The organism is Aestuariibaculum sp. M13 (genome assembly GCF_024723255.1).
GTDB classification, from domain to species: domain Bacteria; phylum Bacteroidota; class Bacteroidia; order Flavobacteriales; family Flavobacteriaceae; genus Aestuariibaculum; species Aestuariibaculum lutulentum.
Genome location: NZ_JANIAC010000001.1, coordinates 317,445 through 336,060, shown reverse-complemented (window position 1 = coordinate 336,060; position 18,616 = coordinate 317,445). Strand labels below are relative to the sequence as shown.

Genomic DNA, 18,616 nt, shown 5'->3' with positions numbered 1-18,616 from the left:
AATGTACAAAGAAAAAATAGTAATAAAGGTCGGGACAAACGTCATGACCAACAGAGATAATAAAATTGTTAGACCAGTACTTAAAGAGTTGGTGAGACAAATCGCCGAGCTTTACGAACGCGATATTATGACCATTCTGGTATCCTCAGGATCGGTAATCGCGGGTAAAGAAGTACTGGGGAAATCGCAAATAGAGAACAAAACACAAAAACGTCAGGTGTATTCGGCTATCGGTCAACCTCGAATGATGCGTTTGTATTATAATATTTTCCACGATTATGGAATGAAATGTGCCCAGGTATTACCAACAAAGAGGGATTTTAGCCCGGGTGTACATCGCCAGAATATGATTAATTGTGTGGAAGGGTTACTGTCTGAAGGCGTAATCCCTATTGCGAATGAGGATGATGCTGTTTCGGTAACCATGTCGATGTTTTCCGATAATGATGAGCTGGCCAGCTTAATTGCTCAGTTAGTGAATGCTGATAAGTTAATTATCCTAACCGATATTGACGGATTGTATACCGGTCACCCCGATCTGGAGAGTAGTAATTTAATAGAAAATGTCAATCCAGACGAAAACTTAGATAAATATATAAAAGACAGTAATAAAAGTGAAGGAGAAGGCCGTGGTGGTATGGGGTCGAAATTAGATTACGCTCAGCAAGCCGCCTCGAAAAATATCCCAACTTATATTGCCAATGGTAAAAATAATAATACCATTATTGATATTATAGAAGGCAACTTTGTGGGAACCAAAGTATCTCTATAAACAAAACAAAAACAGACAGATGAAATTATTATCAGAAGATAAAAAGAATGATGTATTAGTAAGTATGGTTAAGCTTATTAGAGCCAATGCCCATACTATATTGGAAGCGAATAAAAAAGATATAGAAGCCTTTAATAAGGAAGATCAGGCCATGTACGACCGTTTAATTTTAAATGAAAAGAAAATTGACGGCATGATTCAGGCTATTGAAGAAGTGCATGTACAAGCGGATCCGGTAGGGAAGGTTATTGAAAGTAAAACATTAGACAGTGGTTTAGAAATCATTAATAAAACAGCACCTTTCGGAACGATTATGATTATTTACGAATCGCGTCCTGATGTGACTGTTGAAGCTACTGTTTTGGCATTTAAAGCCAATAACAAAATTTTACTGAAAGGAGGTAAAGAGGCCATCAACAGTAACAAAGCCATTGTTGAACTCTGGCATCAGGCCTTAGCTGAAAATGATCTAAACACGGAATATATTCAGTTATTGACTATGAATCGAGAGCAAACACAAGAGTTCTTAAAGAACCCTGGTGAGCCCTTAGATTTAATTGTGCCTCGTGGAGGTGAACGCTTAATTAAGTTCGTTAAAGATCATGCAAAGTGTGCAGTATTAGTGAGTGGACGTGGGAATAATTTCCTTTATGTCGATACCGAAAGTAACTGGCAACAGGTCATTAAAGTGATTTTAAATGCCAAGACCCATAAAATATCGGCCTGTAATGCTTTAGATAAAATAGTGGTGAATAAAAACATCGCTGATTATGAAGCTAAACTAAAGGATCTAAACGCTGTATTGAAGTCTAATGGAGTTTCTGTTTTAGTCGATTCCGAAACACATACGGTATTAAAAGAAGACATCTTGATTCAAAATGAATCAGTTTGGTATGAAGAGTTTCTGGAGATGAAATGTCTTATAGGAACGGTAGCTTCACTTGAAGAAGCCATCAATCAAATTAATACCTATTCAGGAGGGCACTCTGCGACCATTATGACTACAAATACCACTACGGCACAACAGTTTATGGAACAGGTAGATTGTGCAGCAGTGTACCATAATGCCTCGACTCGTTTAACCGATGGCGGACAATTAGGAGCAGGAGCAGAACTTGCTATCAGTACCGATAAATTACATCACCGTGGTCCATTAGGACTTAAAGAACTGGTGACCAATAAATATTATGTATATGGCGATGGCCATGTAAGAGTGTAATCAGGACTTAACGATATTTATCGTTGAGACCTATACCCTGCAAAACCATAGGGATAATTTTTTCTAAGCGCGACAGTTTAGTCATTTCCCGTTTTGCAGTACTAATGTATTCACAATATTCGCGTTGTTTGTATGTGGTAAGTGAAGCGAAGCCGGCTTTAAAGTCGGTATTATTACTTATCAAATCTTTTAATTCCATAGGCATGCTAAGTTCTTTAGCGTGCCTTTTTGGTTTTAGTTCTTTCCCTAGTTTCTGATTTTCTATGGCTTCTTTTATATAGCTTAACACAAGATTTTTATTGATGTCGTTTTTTGATTCAAATATTAATTGCCGTAATGCTTTGGTTTTATCTTCCTGAGCATTCACTAAAACATGATGTTCGTCTTTTAAGAATACACCGTTAAAAAACCAGATGCCAAAATGGTTTTTGAAGGCGCCTAGTCCAATCACATTTTTTCCGTTTAAGGTGTAAACAGGTGAACTCCATTTTATAGTTTCTTCCAGTTCTGTTGAAGTGATAATATTGTGAAGTAGTTGTAATTCCTGTTCAAAATGTGTATGACGTTCTATGTATTCTTCTACCGAAGTAATTTTATTCATAATAGTTGTTTAGTTGAAATCCAGCGATTTTAAAATACGTTCCTTATCCTCAAATACCGAAGCATCTGCTTTTTTTATTAAGCGTTCTTTATCGGTAAAATAATATTTGTATTTGGCTTTTACTAATTTTATATGATGTTCAGAAAAATTGCTTCCACTAATATCAACACCCATTTTAATAGGGATGGGGGACTTGAGTACCGAAACGTGGTACTCGTAGCTCATATCCAGACGTTGCACACCACCCAAAGCAATCCGGTATTTATCCACTTCCAATAGCGCCGGAAGAATATCTACTTCACCTTCTTTAAACTCAATCTCTACATCAAAGGTTTTTACAGGATTTTTCTGTTTAGGTTTAAAACTTATGGCTTTAGCCACATCGTTAAATGCCGGGTCGTTTACCACCATAATATTTCGGGCTTTTAGTGCGGCAACTCCGCGTAAAGTAGGAAGTTTAAAGTCCAAATTTTCATTTAAAAGGACATTGCCTTTTATTCTGAAATCGGCTTTGCCCTCAAATGATTTAATGGCCGGGAATAGCGTATCCATTACCGGAACGACATCGTTAATCTGATTCATATCAATCTGACTAATATAAAATCTGAAGTCTAAACTCGCCTCGGTATTACTTTGTGGATTGTATTTCATGTAGGCATCCATATTGGCTGAAAGGGTCGTTAGTTTGATACTATTCATATTTACAACGCCATCTTTCACGGTCATTTCCCCCTGAATATCATTCATATTAATAAAACCCATTCTGAAGGCTTTTACATAGGTCGAAAATTTAAAATCACACTGTTTAGGTATTCTAAAAATACGTTTACCCGTTGCACTGGCTGCTTTTACAGAGTCTATTACAACTTCATTTTTAGCTGTTACAATTTCTCCTGTTTCAGGTGGCGCTAAGGCCAGCATAAGTTGGTTAGCGTCGGTAAAGTTTGATTCTACCTTTAGATTTGCTGTTACCAATTCGCCATTTTGAAAACCTCTGGCGTGTTTTAATTCCCCTGTAAGGGTCATATCGGTATCTCCAAAATTAATTTTTGTGCGGTTTAGGGTAATGTCGTCATTCACAAAAGCAATCCCCGATTGTGAGGTTTTTAGGTTATAAACGTACTCTGGTGCATGGGCATAAATACTTTTAAACGATACGTTTCCAGAGGGTTCCCAAAGATTGGTCGGAGTTTTACTAACCTTCAATTGGGTTTGTGCACCCATTATGGTTACAAAGGCTGTTTTTTGTGATAAGGTTACACTGTCGGTTTCAATTTCTGAGGTCATATGTGCTGAAAGGCTTTCGGATTTTGGGACGAATTCAGCATTCATTTTAAGGGTTTTAATATAGCTGTAAATGGAATCGGTGGCTTGCATTTCAAAATTCTGAAATTTAATATCGGCTTTAAACTGCGGTAGAGTAGTAGGTTTATCATCGGCTTTAAAATCGATGTTAACTTGTTTCATACTGGTATCTAACCATTGTTTATACTTTGCTACAGTATTGTTAACCACTAAAGTTGATGTAAGTGATTTAGCGTTATCTTCACCTTTATGAATTTTAAAGTTGATATTCTTAGAACTTACAACGGCTGAATCTTTTTGTGAACTTATAAGTAGGTCTTTAACCTGAAAAATAGCATCTAAATTAACTTTATTAAAATGAAAATCTTCTAAGTCGGCGCTGTTGAAATCTGCTAATAAATTTGAGTGAATAGAGCCTTTTAGGGTTACAGAAGGATGAACAGGGAAGTTGTTAGTTATAGTATTAAAATCAATATCTGCTATAGATTGAATATTGACGATGGGATGTTTTGTAAGTTGCTTGATGTCGCCCGATATATCCATATTTATACCAGTTCCCAAAATGTTAAATGTTTTAATTTCGGAAAAGGATTCTTCTGGACTATTTAAATTAATGTAAGTATGTATATCAGCATTCATATCTTCAATTTCACCCTTAAAGTTTTTATAAGCTATTGAACCGTTATCTATTTTAAAATAGCTGTTCACGACAGGAAAACTGTCTTTGCTGTAAATGCCTTCTATGTGTGTTTTCAGGTTAATAGCACCTTTAGCTTTTAAGCCATCCTGACTTAAAAAGCGAGGAGGGATAGTGTTGGCAATATTTTTTAAAGACCGGGTTGAAAGTTCACTGTCTATATTAACTTTAATTTTTTTGTGATGCGGGAACAGCTGGACATAACCTTTGTTTTCAAAATGCACATCGTTAATAGACACGTTGCTATTTTTAACAGTAAGTAATGTGTCGGCGAATGTAAGTTCAAGATTAGATGTTACCGAAACATGATCCAGATTGTAAGGACGTTTTCCTGTTTTTAACAGACTAATCCTGTCACTGTTTTTTTCAATATTTAGTTTTATGCTCGTATTTGTGGTTTTCGATTTAATGGATAAGTTGAGGTTTTCAACCGCGTAATTCAGTTTCGACAGACCATCGACAGCATGAGCTTCGGCGTTTGTAATTATTATTTTTGGGATATAAATTTCCGAAGCCTTAATCGTTTTTTTTTCTTTTTTAGTGGTTGTCGTGTCTGGTGCTGTTTTCGCCAGGTTATTCCAGTTTGAATTTCCTAAGGAATCCACATAAAAGAAAAGTTTAGGACTATTTAGTTCAATACTATGTACAGCTCCTTTACTTTTTTTTATAAGCCCAATGACACTTAGGTTTACTTTGGCTTTTTTAAAACTGATTAAGGTGTCCTGTTTGTAAAAGTCCTTGTTGGGCAACAGTGCGCCATTGGTAAGTTGCAACGAGAATTTTGGGAAACTGGAAAAATAGGTGAGTTCGATACGCTCGCAATCTACCTTACCCAATAAATCCTGATTAAGAAGTTCAAGGGCTTTTGGAGTAACTTTTTCAGGAGTGACAATTACATTAAGCACAATGGCAATAACAAGGAAAACCAATAAAACAATACTTAATAGTGCTATAGAAATGCGTTTAATCCATTTTTTCATGTTAGAATCTATTAGTTGATTACCAGTTATTAAGGACTAATAAATTTAAGAAATATTACTGAGGAAGTCGATTAATCACACAAGTTTGTTGGAAGATATTTGATGAGAATATGTTTTTAAAAGTGTTGTATTAGTTAACCTTTTAATTTTGAATATTTTGAGATTTCTAATTTTATTCGAACCTTTAAAGTTGACTAAAAAATTCCCAAATCAATTCGTTTGAGTTTAATCCTGAATTTCCCTTTGTGGGCATATCATGTCCGAAACCTTCTAATTTATAATACCATATAAGATTGTTGTCGTCACAGTATTTAAAATGATATGCATGAATATTACTTGGGCTTTTTATGGTATCTACAGAACTGCAGTTGTTCAATTTCACCCAATAGTCTATAACCTTATCCATGTGTGGAGCGCCACCCCATCCCCATTGTTCAGACATAGTACCATCAATTGGAACTGATTTATCGGCTAATCCAGAAATTTGTAATACAGGTACGGGCTGAGGTGAAATAAATCTTTTTTTCCACGTTATTCCTGTCATTGTTCCTGTAACCGATGCCATGGCTTTAAAGACGTCAGGAGATTCTCGAACTAAAGTATAGCTCATAAATCCTCCATTTGAAATACCACAAACGAAGGTTCTACCAGGGTTTAACTTATATTTATTTTGAATATGTTTTGCAAGATTTGTCAAGAAGCCTATATCATCAATATCACTTGCAGGTAATTCACTGTTCCAATAAGGTTTTCCTGTATTTATATCTAACGTCCCCTGTGGGTAACAAATTATAAAATTATTTTTTTCAGCAATAGAATCCAGTTCTAAACTTTCAAGATGACCTTTAGCAAACCTACCATATGCATGAAGCACAAAAACTAATGGCGCATTTTCAGATAAGTTAGATGGAATATATAGTTGATAGGTTCTATTTAAACTATCATGTTGATAATTGAAATCGTATAAATGTCTTTTACAAGAACATAAAATGAGCAATAAACAAAACGAACTAAAAAGCGTGATGTGTTTTATTTGTTTCATTAGTGTTTAATATTTGTCCTATTTTGCTTTGAATACCGTTTGTCCTTCTTTAATAGATTCTAAAACTTGAATGGTGTTAATTTCTAAAGGATCTATTTTTAGAGGATTTTTATCCAGAATTACAAAATCGGCAAGCTTGCCTTCTGTAATGGTTCCTTTGTTGTTTTCTTCAAAATATTGATAAGCTGCCCAATCGGTTAAAGTTTTTAACCCTTCGTAGGCAGAAATTCTTTGGTCTGGTCCTAATATTTCTCCGCTTCTGGTAATTCGGTTTACCGTAGCATCTAAAACACGCATAGAATTAGGAAACGTTACTGGGGCATCGTGGTGAGATGTGATTTTTAAACCGGCATCGATAGCATCGCGACATGGTGAAATGTAATCGGCTCTGGGTTCTCCTAAAACCGATTCTACATGCCAGTCTCCCCAGTAAAAGGTATGCATAGGGAAAAGAGAAGGCATAATATTTAATCTTACCAATTCAGGAATTTGATCTTTACGCAATGTTTGTCCATGGATAAGCACGGTTCTATGGTCTGGGTATCCAAACTCTTTTTCAGCAGCATCAACAGCCTTAATGTATTGGTCTATGGCTGCATCTCCGTTGCTATGACATAGTATCTGCCATTTGTTGTTGAAAGCTGTTTTGACATAATTGATAGCTTTATCATCATCCATAATGGGGTAGCCTTCGTAACAACCTGTTCTGCCTTCAGGGTTAACATGGTAGCATTTGGTAAGCCATGCCGTTTTGCCTTGAGGAGAACCGTCCAATGTTAGTTTAACACCACCTACTCTAAATTTGTTTTTGTATCTGTGGTTTGGTGCGTATTCCCCCTCTGAAATATAGTCTGTGCCCAGAGTAATATCTGGATAGGCTACTACATCCATATAATAAGCTTCATTGGTTGCAGCTTTTCTTAATGCGGCTAACTGTTCCTTTGTTGTCCGTCCGTCCTGTGCAGTAAGATATCCTTTTTTAGCATACTCATCTTGTCCTTTTTTGATACATTTAGCCGCCATTTCATCATCCATTTTGCCTAATAGAGGAATTAAAACTTTGAAAAAAGCAGCTTCTTCTAAAACACCATTAGGATTTCCCTGGTTATCCTTTCGAATTACACCGCCCTCAGGATTTGGAGTGCTAGGATTGTAATTCATTAATTCTAATCCTTTGGTATTAATCGATGCTAAATGTCCTGATTGGTGAATGATAAGAACAGGTATATCTGTGCTAACTTTATCTAAATCGGTTGCTTTAGGATGGTCTTTTTCAGCTAACTGGGAATCATCATAACCGTTACCAATAATCCAGCCTAATTTAGATAACATATACTTACCATCCTCTGTGTTTTGGTAAGTTTTTAGTGTTTGAACAATGCTTTCGAAATCTTTTCCTGATCCATCAGGAGGAGGTAATACATTTGCTGCAAGTGCTGTGAACCCTACATTGTAAAAATGACCATGTCCGTCTAAAAATGCGGGTACCATAGTTTTACCCATTAAATTCACTTCTGAAGCTTTACCTTGGTAGGTTTTTAAAGCTTCATTTTTCGAACCTACGAAAACAATTTTTCCTTCGCGTTCTACAACAGCTTCAGCATAAGCAGGAGAATCTCCTTCCATTGTTAAAATATCACCACCAAAAAAAATGGTCTGTCTTAATTGGTAGGGTTCGGCAACTGGCGTTACTTTTTGTTGTTTTTCTTTACATGATACTAGTAGTAGTGGGACAAATAGAATAGTGAAAAGTTTTTTCATGATTTGTTAAGTTTTATAAAAGTAATCATGAAGTTAATTTACGAAAATTAAGTCGGTTTTATTTATTTTTGATATTGTATTTGAGGTAGTTAGGTTAGGTTTAAGTGAAGTGTATTCGTTTTAGGGTGTATATGAGTTGGTATGTGCTTTTGAATATTAAACAACAGCAAGTATGGAAACTATAATTAACAAATTAATAGAAATGGCCGCAATGTTTATACTGAGATGCGATTGATAGTTTTTTAGTCTTTTTCTGAAAAGAAAGTCCATGACTATAAAAAATAAGGAAGTTAAAATGATTAGTACTGGGATTACAAACCCTAGAGGAGGTGTATGGCTACCGCCAATACCATCAGTTATTATAGAGTATATGGTAAATAATAAACTGATGGTATAAAGAAAATATTTTAGGACTTTGTAGGTTTTGTTCATTTCAAATATGTGCTCTAATACATAAAAAAGAAAACGTTTATTGGTTTGCAAAATCGATTTGTTTCCAAGTAAAATCAATTTTATCATTGTTTTGTGGTATTCCAGGTGTACTTCTGCCTTCTTCAATATACTTGATTAACAGGGCTTTTAACGCTTTAACTTTTTCAGGATATTTGGCTTCTAAATTCGTTGTTTCTCCAGGGTCAGTTTTTAGGTTGTATAGCTGAACATTTGGTAAGGTTTCAATAACTTCTTTATTGCCTGGTTTAGGATAACTCCACCCTCCAGATCCTGGACACATCGTTAATTTCCAGTCGCCTTGTCTGATGGCAAAACTTCCATTAATAGAATGATGGACTGTAGCTTCACGTGTTGGTTTTTTAGGATTTGGTTTTTTAAATAGAGACAACATGCTGTAGCTGTCTTCACCTTCGCTATCTGATAATTTGTAGTTTGTAATATCGGCAGCAGTAGCCATGAAATCGGTAGTACAGATAATATCGTTAGATACCATGCCTTTCTTAATATAATCCGGCCATTTAACAATAAAAGGAACACGGTGACCGCCTTCAAAAATATCAGCTTTATGACCACGGTACTTGTCACTTGGATAATGACCTAATTCTTCCAATCCTTTAATATCCGCTGCAGGAGAGCAACCATTGTCGCTTGTAAAAATTACCAGGGTGTTGTCTTCAATGCCGGCGTCTTTTATAGCTTTTATGAGTTGTCCCATATAATCATCAACCATCATAACAAAATCACCGTAAGGGTTCAAATTACTTTTACCCTGCCATTCTTCGGTAGGTAAAATAGGGGTGTGGGGCGATGGTAGTGCCAGATATAAGAAAAACGGTTGGTCTGTTTTTGCTTGCTTTTCAATATGTTTAAACGACTTTCTAAAGAAATTAGGGGTTACATCTTCATGAATAAAGTCTCTTGCGGTTGGCCCTTTTCGCCACCAATGAAATTTACCACCTCTTGCGGAAACTGTATCGGGAACCTGAGTAGGCATGCCATTTTCAACATACACATATGGTGCCATGTCCAGAGAGCCGCTATGCCCATAGGAGTAGTCGAAACCAAGTTCTTTCGGGCCATTTTGTATCGGCTTAGAAAAATCGATATTATCGAAATCTTTTGGGTTCCAACCTTTTTTTTCAGGTGCGTTTTTATCTTTAAGACTCCAGTCCCAGCCTAAATGCCATTTACCAATAAAAGCGGTATGATAACCTTGCTGTTTAAGCATGGATGCAACGGTAGTTCTGTCAGGTGAAATTAAAGCTTTTGAATTGCCGGTAAGCACTCCTGATTTTAATTTACTACGCCAGTTATATCGGCCGGTAATGATGCCATATCGTGTAGGCGTACAAACGGCTGATGAAGTATGAGCATCGGTAAACATTAATCCATCGGTTGCTAATTGGTCGAGATGTGGGGTTTGTATTTTGCTGTTTTTGTTATAGACAGAAAGATCACCATAGCCTAAATCGTCAGCTAAAACATAAATGATATTCGGTTGTTTATATTTTTTAGGTGATTCTTTAAATGGAATGACACTTAAAAATGTAAGTAGACTGATAAATAAAGTGATGATTTTCATAAAGAAAAGAAAATATATGTTTTGGATTTATTTGAGTTCAAGTTAACAAAAGAGAGCCCGGTCTAGCAATAAACTTCGACAGATAGAGCTTTTGGGGCAGTGAAAGTGTTATTTGATGGATTTTTAATTAATAACTTATTTATTATTGTTTAAGGATATTATGTCAACCAATACAATCACAAAGAAAACAATAAATAATAATAAGCCAATAGGTATGGTAATCATACCTAACCAAGGTAGTACCATCCAACCGCAATTGCCTTCATGGCAAGGTTCTCCTGTAGTTAATTCAGAAAAATAAGCACCAACTAATCCAATAATTACAGGTGCGAAACCAATAAAGAGGATTAAGAAAGTAATAAGAGGAATTCTGGTTAAAAGATGTTTTTTACGTTTTACAATTAGGGACATGGTATTGTAGGTTTAATAATAGAAGGGGTATTATGTGTTTATTTTAATTATTCCTGTAAATATATTTTATATCAGGTAATTCGGTGAAATAATAATGGACCCAAATGTAGGTGTGATTGAAAACGGCGACTAAAATTGCAGCTTTCGATTGAAGTAAAAAACCAGGCAAATAAAGAGCCAGAAAACCATAAATATACATGCCATTAGATGTGTATTTAAAAATACCTCTTTTTATAAAAGGTTTGTCTTTATATGTATCCGGTTGAAAGTGGTCGATGCCAAAGGCTCTGTCCATTCCAAAATATTTTTTTACGGAATAAAAAAGATAAGCTGAAGGTATTAAACATACAGCGATTAGGGTATAATGTAAAATAGTATTGATGTTAAAGGTATGGTTGTTTGAAAATGCTAATATAATAATCGTAACTACCCTTGAGAGAATAAGTATGGCAAAACCCAATTTATAAAATTTAAAACCCTTTGGTCCAAAACTTTTGGAGATTGATTGACGGTGTAGTTCTAATCGCCAGCAAATTAACACGTAGATTTGGTGTGCTATAGAAGAAATAATAGCTATTGCCAGCCAAACAGCTGTTGGAAGATTTAGAAAAGCTCCGTCCAATACTTCAGGTGTTTTGCCAATATACCAATAAACACTAACTAATGATAAGGTTAAGAAAACTAAATGCCAGAATTGGTGTTTAAGGATTTTCATTTTTAAGAAAGATGTAACATATTCTTATTCCCATTTATAGAACATAGATCCATAATTTGGATAGTTGGGTATTTCACTTAGTGTGATAGATTGAATATTCCCAGAACTATCAAATGAGTTATTTAAAATTTCTTTATAAGGATAATTACTGTATTGATACCATTCTATTTCAATTGGATAATTTTTACCTTGTTGTTTAACCAGTAATTCTTTAAAATTCCCAAAACTTGTTCCCCATGTAAGTATGTTGTAGTTGAAGAAAACATTTAAAATTGGAGCTTTTTCTTCCGTTCCGTATAAAACATTTAAAGCGATGTTACCTGTTATAGAGTCATAAGAGCCTTCATTAATAGGTCCGGTACCAGAAATACAGTTTCCGTTATCATCGTAAGTAAATTGCATATCACTTTTTAATTCACCATTTTTAAATACTTTTATTGATGTAATAAGATTGTTATCACTTAACCCGTATTCAACTTTTGTTTGATGATAGTCATCTGAAGTTTTAATCATTAAATTGGTTAAATAAGTAATGTTATGAGTTACTGTATTTTCGTTGGGAGTACTGCCAGGAATATAATTAATGTAAGTTTCCTGAATGGTTGAAAATTTATTGTCATTGCCGTATGAAAAGGTAGTTATTTCTTTAAAATCTAGATCATTTGAAGTTTTATCAACATATTCAAAGTATTCTTGAAGAACCATTTGGTTTGAAGCGTTATAAGAATATGTATTTGTTGTTTGCCCAACTTCATTTTTCATTTCAATAATATTTCCATTATCATCATAAACTATATTACTTTCATAAAAATATAGGGAATCATCTAAAGCTTGATATTTGATTTGAATTAATTTTTTTTCCGGGTTAGAGTTTGTTTCATCACTATTTGATGAACAAGATATTATGGTAAAACCAATAAGTAGCGCAAAATAAAGATGTAGGTTGTTCATTTAATGAAGTTTTGTCAAGATTTATTATTTTAAATATTTTAATTTTCTGACAATATAAGTCGCTATTTTATACAATCAAAATCAAATTTTTGTGAAAATTCCAAAAGAAAAACGCCTGAAACTTTAGTCTCAGGCGTTTTAAAAATATAGTGAAATACGTTTATTGTTGTTTTAAAGCTGTAAGTTCTGCAATTTTGCAAATCACTTCGGTTGCTTTAATCATACTTTCTACAGGAACGTACTCGTAACGACCGTGAAAGTTGTGCCCACCAGCAAAAATATTTGGGCAAGGTAAGCCCATATAACTTAACTGAGATCCATCGGTACCGCCCCGAATAGGTTTAATAAGAGGTGTAATATCTAATTGTTTCATAGCTTCTTCAGCGATATCAACAATATGCATTACCGGCTCTACTTTTTCGCGCATATTAAAGTATTGGTCTTTAATTTCGGTAGTAATCACTTCACGACCGTATTGCGAGTTTAACTCATCGGTTAATTTTTTTAGAACTTCTTTACGGGCTTCAAAGTGTCCTAAATCGTGGTCGCGAATAATATATTGTAAGGTCGTTTCTTCTACTTCTCCTTCAATAGAACATAAGTGAAAAAAGCCTTGGTATCCTTCGGTATGTTCTGGAGTTTCAAAACGAGGAAGTGAACTGATAAATTCCTGAGCAATGTACATCGAGTTTACCATTTTGCCTTTGGCATACCCTGGATGTACAATTTTCCCTTTTACTTTTACTACCGCCCCAGCCGCGTTAAAGTTTTCGTATTCTAACTCCCCAATCTGGCTGCCATCCATAGTATAAGCCCAGTTTGCACCAAATTTTTCGACATCAAACTTATGGGCGCCACGACCAATTTCTTCATCGGGAGTAAAGCCTACGCGAATGGTTCCGTGTTTAATTTCCGGATGGTTAATCAGGTATTCCATAGCCGAAACAATTTCGGTAATTCCAGCTTTATCGTCTGCACCTAAAAGGGTTGTTCCGTCTGTAGTAATTAAGGTCTGACCTTTGTATTGTAATAAATCTTCAAAATAATCCGGAGATAAAACTATGTTTTCAGCTTTGTTTAAAACAATATCTTTTCCGTCGTATTTTTCAATAATTTGTGGTTTTACATTGGCACCGGTAAAGTCTGGCGAGGTATCGAAATGTGATACAAATCCAATAACGGGCACATCGTAATCTACATTACTCGGTAGAGTTGCCATAATGTAAGCATTCTCGTCGATACTAACATCCTGCATACCAATAGCTTTAAGCTCTTCGGCAAGTTTGTTAGCAAGATCCCATTGTTTTTCAGTACTCGGGGTGGTTTCAGATTTTGGATCCGATTCGGTATCTACAGTTACGTAACTTACAAATCGGTTTATAATATGTTCTTTAGAAATCATATTAGAGACAATTAAATGGATTAAATTTGAGTGTTCTGGTATAAATTATACCTAGTGTTTTTCAGGCTTCAAAAGTACGATTAATAATTTTTTTGCTTTTAGAATTTACTGATTTTTTATTTAGAAGAAATAAGAGTACTTTTGCACAAATAATCGAGATGTATAAATTACTACTTCGCCCAATATTTTTCGCGTTCGATCCGGAAAAGATCCATCACTTTACGTTTTCATTAATAAAAATAACCTCTAAAATACCTGGTTTCAAAACTATATTTAGAAGTTTATATGTGGTTAACGACAAACGTTTAGAGCGCAATTTGTTTGGTTTAACGTTTAAAAACCCTGTGGGACTGGCCGCTGGTTTCGATAAAAATGCTGTGTTGTATAACGAACTAGCTAATTTTGGTTTTGGTTTTATTGAAATTGGAACCGTGACACCCAAAACACAACCAGGAAATCCGAAAACCCGTTTATTCCGTTTAAAAGCCGATCAAGGAATTATTAATCGCATGGGCTTTAATAATGAAGGCTTAGAAGCTGCAATTGAAGCATTAAAGAAAAATAAAGGTCAGTTAATTATTGGTGGAAATATTGGTAAAAATACCAGTACGAAGCCAGAAGATTACACAAAAGATTATTTAGAGTGTTTTAATGCGCTGCATCCGTATGTAGATTATTTTGTGTTGAACGTAAGTTGCCCTAATGTTGGTAGCCATGCCAAGCTAAATGATAAAGATTATTTAGAAGAATTGATTGGCGCTGTGCAACAGGCCAACAAGAATTTTGAAAAGCAAAAACCGATTCTTTTAAAAATTGCTCCCGATTTAAATAATAATCAGCTTGATGAAATTGTAGAATTGGTTCAAGATACTAAACTTGATGGGGTAATAGCGAGTAATACCTCTACCGATAGAAGCGGACTTAAAGCGACTAAAGAACAGTTAGCCGAAATTGGTAACGGTGGTTTAAGTGGACAGCCGATTAAAGCCAAGAGTACAAAAACTATAAAATACCTGGCAGATAAGAGTAATAAATCGTTCCCAATTATTGGAGTAGGAGGTATTCATTCTGCCGAAGATGCTTTAGAAAAGATTGAAGCCGGAGCCGATTTAGTTCAGGTGTATACCGGATTTATTTACGAAGGACCGAGTTTAGTTAAGTCGATTAACAAAGCCATTCTTCAAGGGAAATAAATCAAATTACTTGTTGCTTTTCTAAATTTTGATGCAAAAATTGTAGTATTTTTATCTTCAGTTTATTCTTTAAAAATCAATGTCAAGTCCGATAAAAATTATTGAATGTCCGCGTGATGCCATGCAAGGTATCAAGACTTTTATTCCTACCGAAAAAAAGGTGCAATATATTCAGTCTTTATTACGTGTAGGCTATGATACTATTGATTTCGGAAGCTTCGTATCGCCTAAGGCTATTCCACAAATGGCAGACACAGCTGAGGTTTTGGCACAATTAGATTTGAGTAAAACGACTAGTAAATTACTGGCAATTATTGCGAATACCCGAGGCGCAAGCGATGCCAGTACCCATAAAGAAATTGATTATTTAGGTTATCCGTTTTCTATTTCTGAGAACTTCCAGATGCGTAATACGCATAAAACCATTGCACAGTCAGTAGTGACCCTTCAGGAAATTTTAAATATAGCCGATAAAACCAATAAAGAAGTCGTTGTTTATATTTCTATGGGATTTGGTAACCCTTACGGAGATCCTTGGGATGTTGATATAGTAAGCGAGTGGACCGAACGTCTTCATAAAATGGGCGTGAAAATTTTATCCTTAAGTGATACTATTGGTAGCTCCAATCCGGAGAGTATCAATTATTTATTTTCAGAGTTAATTCCGAAATATTCACATATTGAATTCGGGGCGCATTTGCATACCACGCCTTCAACCTGGTTCGAGAAAATTGATGCCGCCTATAAAGCCGGATGCAAACGTTTCGACGGAGCTATTCAGGGATTTGGTGGTTGCCCCATGGCAAAGGATGAATTAATAGGGAATATGCCTACCGAAAAATTACTATCTTATTTTACTTCTAAGCATAATAACAATTTAAATGCTTTAAGTTTTGAAAGTGCTTTTAATGTGGCTTCTAAAATATTTAAAAGATACTTTTAAATTCTTTAAAGGATTCTAAAAGATATGGTGATTTTTTTGAAAACATCACTTTATTTATTTTTAATCTAAATAAACTTTGTTAATTTGATTTAGTATTTTAAATTTGCTGCTGTCAATTAATTTATACTAAGTCTAAATAAAAAAATGAAAAAATTTTTATCGATGGCAGCCGTAGTGGCAGTGCTATTCACATCGTGTTCAGATGATAATGAATCAAACAATGTAGAAAATCCGGCAACTTATACGTTTACTAGAAATGGAGTTTCAACAGTTGATTTTAATGGCCAAACCACAAGAATAGCCATGGCAACCGAATTGGTTTCTGCTTTAAGTGATAATACTAAAACAAAAGCACAGCTATTAGCAATGTTTAATCATGAAGTAGGTAATGACGATTTTTCGGATGATAACTTAGATGCTTCAGATAAAAATGTACGTAGTAAAGTAGCAGCTTCTAACGATTTCTTCGCAGCAAATACTACAGTTTCAAATGAAATTAAAACAGATTTTGATTCTTGGATTTCCGAGCAGGCAGATGTCGTATTTGTAAATTGGAGTGTTACTGCTCAGGCTAGTGTAGCTGGAAATTTACAACAATTAGGAAGTACTACAGTTCGTTATTTTAATGCTAAAGGTTTAGAATTAAACCAGGCGGTAGCTAAAGGTTTAATAGGAGGTTTAATGACAGACCAGATGTTAAATAACTATTTAAGTGATGCGGTACTAGATGCAGGATCGAATGTTGCTAATAATGATAGTGGTGTTGTTGAAGCGGGTAAGTCTTATACAACAATGGAGCATAAATGGGATGAAGCTTACGGATATTTATACGGAGCTGAAGTTGACCCGGCAAGTCCGGTTTTAGATGCCGACCGTTTCCTAAACACTTACCTAAGACAAGTAAATGATGACGCTGATTTTGCGGGTATTGCCGATGAAGTTTATCAAGCTTTAAAATTAGGACGTGCAGCGATTGTCGCAGGAGAGTATGGAGTTAGAGATGCACAGGTAGCTGTAATTAGAGAAAATATTTCTAAAGCGATTGCAGTTCGTGCCGTACATTATTTACAAGGGGCTAAATCAGATTTAGAAGCAGAGACTGTAGATTATGCACATGCATTCCATGAGTTATCTGAAGGATTTGGTTTTGTTTACAGTTTACAGTTTACAAGAAAACCTGGTACTGATGCACCTTATTTTACACATAACGAAGTTAACGCTTATGTTGATGCGTTATTAAACAATAATGCGAATGGATTTTGGGATGTAACTCCTGAAACATTAGATACAATTTCAGCAGAGATAGCAGCAGCATTTGGCTTTACAGTTGAGGCGGCAGCTAACTAAGCGAATAATATTAGTTTTTCTAAAATAAAGCAGTTGGAATTTTTAATAATTCCAACTGCTTGTTGATATTTGCAAAATATTAAAGAACACAATAGGTTATGATTAAAAAAGTTGTTTCTGTAGTCCTTTTAGCGCTCGTTATTATAGCGTGTAGTAGCTCTGACGGTGGCGAAAGTAAGCCGACAGATAATTTTGATAGACAAACCATGTTGGTTAACTGGGCTGATAATATTATTATTCCGGTATATCAGGATTTAGATAGTAAATTAAGTGTTTTGGCTGAAGCTAAAAACACCTTTACAACAACTGTAGATCAAACCAATTTAGAGGCACTGCGCACAGCATGGTTGGAAGCTTATAAAGTTTGGCAATATGCTGAAATGTTTAACATTGGTAAAGCTGAAGCAATCTATTATAGTTCTCAAATGAATATCTATCCAGCCAGTGTTACTGAAATAGAAGCAAACATTGCAAGTGGTACTTACGATTTAACTCATACTAATAATCAGGATGCTGTTGGTTTTCCTGCGTTAGATTATTTATTATACGGTGTTGCTTCTGATGATTCAGCTATTTTAGAGATTTATACAATAAATACAAATGCTAACGGATATAAAACGTATTTAAGTGATTTGGTTGATAAAATGAAGTCGTTAACTGAAACTGTGTTAAACGATTGGACATCCACCTACAGAGATACTTTTGTTAATAGTACAGGAAATACAGCCACCAGTTCGACAAACAAATTAACAAACGATTTTATTTATTATTTCGAAAAGGGATTAAGAGCCACCAAATTTGGAATTCCTGCCGGAATTTTTTCTGCTGGAGTTTTGTATCCTGAGAAAGTAGAAGCCTACCACAATCAGGAAGTTTCTAAAGAGTTGGCATTAGCAGCTTTAAAGGCTAGTCAAGATATATTTAACGGAAAAGCTTACAAAGGAACTACAGATGGAAGTAGTTTCGATGATTATCTAGATTATTTACAAACCATTACAGATGGTGAAGATTTAACTACTTTAATCAATAATCAAATGAATGCTGCTCGTACTCAAATTCAAGCATTAGATGTTAATTTTTCTAATCAGGTTAATACCGATAATACAAAAATGACTTTGTCTTACGACGAGTTACAAAAAGTCGTGGTGTTACTTAAATTAGATATGGTACAGGCTATGAACATTAGTGTTGATTATATTGATGCTGATGGCGATTAGTTTGATAATAAAATAAATGATTTAA

General features: G+C 34.9%; 15 protein-coding genes. 6 read left to right on the top strand and 9 right to left on the bottom strand.

Annotated elements, in window-relative coordinates; genetic code table 11:
- Position 1: 1 nt before the first annotated feature.
- Entirely contained in the window at positions 2-772 is a 771-nt protein-coding gene (gene proB, locus NO995_RS01375; protein WP_188217366.1) for a glutamate 5-kinase, read from the top strand.
- Positions 747-1,991 (top strand): glutamate-5-semialdehyde dehydrogenase, encoded by a 1,245-nt coding sequence (locus NO995_RS01370; RefSeq protein WP_258225981.1) that lies wholly within the window; start codon positions 747-749, stop codon positions 1,989-1,991. The genes proB and NO995_RS01370 overlap by 26 nt, the downstream gene beginning before the upstream one ends.
- A 7-nt stretch (positions 1,992-1,998) precedes the next feature.
- On the opposite strand, the gene NO995_RS01365 is transcribed toward NO995_RS01370, so the two are convergent.
- The 9 genes from NO995_RS01365 to pepT all read right to left on the bottom strand — a co-directional run bounded on the left by NO995_RS01365 (position 1,999) and on the right by pepT (position 13,891).
- The gene (locus tag NO995_RS01365) at positions 1,999-2,592 is read right to left on the bottom strand and encodes a YdeI family protein (RefSeq protein ID WP_258225980.1); all 594 of its coding nucleotides are present in this window, start codon (positions 2,590-2,592) and stop codon (positions 1,999-2,001) included.
- 9 nt (positions 2,593-2,601) lie between these two features.
- Positions 2,602-5,574, bottom strand: coding sequence for an AsmA family protein (locus NO995_RS01360; protein ID WP_258225979.1), 2,973 nt, complete (start codon positions 5,572-5,574; stop codon positions 2,602-2,604).
- A gap of 184 nt (positions 5,575-5,758) precedes the next feature.
- Positions 5,759-6,616 carry a PHB depolymerase family esterase gene (locus NO995_RS01355; RefSeq protein ID WP_258225978.1) on the bottom strand — a complete coding sequence of 286 codons (858 nt, stop codon included), beginning with the start codon at positions 6,614-6,616 and terminating at the stop codon, positions 5,759-5,761.
- Between the two features lie 18 nt (positions 6,617-6,634).
- Complete coding sequence (locus NO995_RS01350; RefSeq protein ID WP_258225977.1) at positions 6,635-8,377, bottom strand: amidohydrolase; 1,743 nt, start codon at positions 8,375-8,377, stop codon at positions 6,635-6,637.
- 469 nt (positions 8,378-8,846) lie between these two features.
- Positions 8,847-10,412, bottom strand: coding sequence for an arylsulfatase (locus NO995_RS01345; protein ID WP_258225976.1), 1,566 nt, complete (start codon positions 10,410-10,412; stop codon positions 8,847-8,849).
- A 135-nt stretch (positions 10,413-10,547) separates the two neighbouring features.
- Entirely contained in the window at positions 10,548-10,823 is a 276-nt protein-coding gene (locus tag NO995_RS01340; RefSeq protein WP_258225975.1) for a hypothetical protein, read from the bottom strand.
- A gap of 43 nt (positions 10,824-10,866) precedes the next feature.
- On the bottom strand, positions 10,867-11,538 hold the full coding sequence (locus tag NO995_RS01335) for a methyltransferase (RefSeq protein ID WP_258225974.1): 672 nt from the start codon (positions 11,536-11,538) through the stop codon (positions 10,867-10,869).
- A 24-nt stretch (positions 11,539-11,562) separates the two neighbouring features.
- The gene (locus NO995_RS01330; RefSeq protein WP_258225973.1) at positions 11,563-12,489 is read right to left on the bottom strand and encodes a hypothetical protein; all 927 of its coding nucleotides are present in this window, start codon (positions 12,487-12,489) and stop codon (positions 11,563-11,565) included.
- A gap of 160 nt (positions 12,490-12,649) precedes the next feature.
- On the bottom strand, positions 12,650-13,891 hold the full coding sequence (gene pepT / locus NO995_RS01325; RefSeq protein ID WP_258225972.1) for a peptidase T: 1,242 nt from the start codon (positions 13,889-13,891) through the stop codon (positions 12,650-12,652).
- Positions 13,892-14,049: 158 nt separating this feature from the next.
- On the opposite strand from pepT, the gene NO995_RS01320 reads away from it, so the two are divergent.
- From NO995_RS01320 to NO995_RS01305, 4 genes are all read left to right on the top strand, one after another.
- Positions 14,050-15,084, top strand: coding sequence for a quinone-dependent dihydroorotate dehydrogenase (locus tag NO995_RS01320; protein ID WP_258225971.1), 1,035 nt, complete (start codon positions 14,050-14,052; stop codon positions 15,082-15,084).
- Positions 15,085-15,163: 79 nt separating this feature from the next.
- The gene (locus NO995_RS01315; RefSeq protein ID WP_258225970.1) at positions 15,164-16,027 is read left to right on the top strand and encodes a hydroxymethylglutaryl-CoA lyase; all 864 of its coding nucleotides are present in this window, start codon (positions 15,164-15,166) and stop codon (positions 16,025-16,027) included.
- Between the two features lie 144 nt (positions 16,028-16,171).
- Complete coding sequence (locus NO995_RS01310) at positions 16,172-17,374, top strand: DUF4856 domain-containing protein (protein ID WP_258225969.1); 1,203 nt, start codon at positions 16,172-16,174, stop codon at positions 17,372-17,374.
- A gap of 98 nt (positions 17,375-17,472) precedes the next feature.
- Positions 17,473-18,591, top strand: a complete 1,119-nt coding sequence (locus NO995_RS01305; RefSeq protein WP_258225968.1) for an imelysin family protein — start codon at positions 17,473-17,475, stop codon at positions 18,589-18,591.
- The last annotated feature ends 25 nt before the right edge of the window (positions 18,592-18,616 follow it).